1 protein-coding gene is annotated in these 505 nt (G+C 40.6%); it reads right to left on the bottom strand.

Annotated features, from left to right (window positions below; all coding sequences use genetic code 11):
* Window positions 1-208: 208 nt before the first annotated feature.
* Window positions 209-505, bottom strand: a 297-nt coding sequence (locus HC176_RS16110) for a response regulator (protein WP_167920021.1), incomplete at its 5' end; no start/stop codon positions are given.

Raw genomic sequence — 505 nt, 5'->3', positions numbered from 1 at the left:
CTTCCCCTCAACCGGGGAAGCGGCTTTTTTATAAGTTAGAAGTACGAATGTAGAAATACAAAAGTAGAAATACGAAGGTAGAAATACGAATAGAGGTTAGAAGTTTAACTCTGATTCTTACCACTTAAATATCGGGGATCCAATTTTGAACCTTAAATTCTGAATCCTTAAATCCCAAACTTGAACCTTGTACCTTGAACTTTAAACCTTAGGCCTCCGTAGGCGATACGGGCTGCAGTAGATTCCTGAAGATCGTGTTGAAAAATTGCGGAATATCATAGGGTTTATTAATAATATCGTTCATTCCGGCTTTTAGTATCTCTTCCCGCATCTCCCCTACCTCAACAGCCGTTAAGGCAATCACCGGAAGATGTGCATCAAATTCTCTTATTTTCATGGTTGTTTCCATTCCATTCATTCCCGGCATGTTCACGTCCATTAACACGATATCCAGCTGCTGGACTCTTATAATGTCTAGCGCTTCTTCCCCACTCGCAGCTAAATA

The organism is Tamlana crocina, from assembly GCF_012037625.1.
Note: the sequence above shows the minus strand (reverse complement) of the source record. Positions and strands in the feature narration are given on the sequence as shown.